A 1,779-nucleotide genomic window follows, 5' to 3' on the forward strand; every position below is an offset into this window, starting at 1 on the left:
AAGCGCCGGGTCAGGTCGGCGACCGCCGTCTTGCCCGCACCGCTGCGCAGGGTGAACTGGGAGTCGGCGCTGAAGACGCGGCCGATACGGACGCCGAAGGTGCCGCCGACCAGCTCGTCACCCTCCCACACCTCGACGCTGTGGGCGTGGCCGAGTTCGTGCAGCACGCACAGGCCCCGCAGCAGGTCGTCGCTGAGCCACTGCTCGGTGCGTCCGGCACGGCACCGGCGGACCACCCGCTCGAAGCACACGTCCGCCGTCGTGGTCCAGTCCGGAGCGTTGCGCAGCTGCCGGCGCAGGCTGCGCTGGAGGCGGGCCTGGTCGACGTGGATGACGGGCCGCGGGTCGGGGGAGCACCAGGCGATGGCGAAAGGATCGTCGCCGCCGGGCAGCACCTTCACCACACCGGCCTCGACATCGGCCTCGTACAGCAGCTCGTTGACGATCCGCTGCTCGGCCGTCGCCGCCGGGAACGGGTACAGACCGCGCCGGTAGGCGGCGAGCAGGGACTGGGGGCCGAGGTCGCCCCCGAAGGCCACGGGCCCGTCCGCCGGGCCGCCGAGGACGTCCAGCGACTCCCATGAGCCACCGATACGCGCCAGCGTACGGATGTACACGTCCGCCTCACAGGAAGTCGATGGAGGTCAGGTACCGGATGTAGCGGTCGAGCAGTTCCGCGTCCACGGGCGGGATCCCGATACCGCTGCCGCGCAGCGCGTTGTCGACGTTGTCCCGGGTGAACACGGGGAACGTCGTCTCCAGGTACATCTCGGCCACGCTCATCTCGCCGGTGGAGCATCGGTCGATGAACAGCGGGGCGAACGGGGTCATGGGATGGCCGGGCCGCTCGACGGCCATCCGGACGATCCCGTCGACCCACTCCGCCCAGGGGATCTCGCGGATGGTGTGCCCGTGCGCCCGCAGTCGGTCGGCCAGCACGGACACGTTCACCTTCCCCGGATTGGTCAGGTGGTAGATCTCGCCCGCGGGCAGCCTGCTCGACGCGATGTGCAGCAGCGCGGCGGAGTAGCAGTCCACCGGGGTGTAGTCCAGGGGGAGTTCGGCGATGGGCGAGGTCCCGGTGTCCACGATGAACTTCTTCATCGCGCACATCTCGGTGGCCGTGTTCCAGGCGCCGGTCACGCGGTCGCCGGAGATGTCGGCGGCCCGGTACACGGCGACCGGCAGACCCTCCTTGGCCGCGTTCAGCAGCAGCCCCTCGGCGACCCACTTGCTCTCGACATACCCCACCGACAGCCGGTCCGGGTGGTCGAGCGGTGTCTCCTCGGTGACGTGCCGGACACCGGCGGTGCCGAAACCGGAGACCACGGCCATGGTGGAGACGTAGTGCACGGGGATGTTCCGGTACCGTGCGGCCATCCGGATGATCTCCCGGGTCCCCTCGACGTTGGTCGGGCGCATGTGGGAGTACGGATAGATGAAGTTGACCAGTCCGCCCGGGTGGTGGATGACGTCGACCGTCCTGGCGAAGTGGTCGAACTCCTCCTCCGTCAGCCCGAGGAGCGGCTGGTCGAGGTCGCCCGGCACGACCGAGATCCGCCCGGACGCCACGTACTCGGTCAGGTCCTCGGCGAGATAGCGCCGCGCGGTGCCCTGGAGGCGCTCGACGGCGTGCCGGGCGTCGCGGGCCCGCACCAGGCAGTGCACGGTGGCGGCGGTGTTCCGGAGCAGGTCGCGCAGCAGGTAGACGCCCAGGAAGCCGGTCGCGCCGGTGAGGAGGACATGGGCCGGGTACGCCCACGCGGCCTCGGTGGGCCG

The 1,779-nt window shown here is 70.7% G+C and carries 2 protein-coding genes; both read right to left on the reverse strand.

The window, feature by feature from the left end; genetic code table 11:
• Positions 1–617 (reverse strand): leucyl/phenylalanyl-tRNA--protein transferase (locus tag H5J33_RS38510; protein ID WP_181798516.1); only part of this gene is annotated, 617 nt, incomplete at its 3' end.
• Positions 618–624: 7 nt separating this feature from the next.
• Positions 625–1,779, reverse strand: a 1,155-nt coding sequence (locus tag H5J33_RS33980; RefSeq protein WP_181798517.1) for a thioester reductase domain-containing protein, incomplete at its 5' end; no start/stop codon positions are given.

It is taken from the genome of Streptomyces sp. WELS2 (assembly GCF_013870595.1).
Classification (GTDB): Bacteria; Actinomycetota; Actinomycetes; order Streptomycetales; family Streptomycetaceae; genus Streptomyces.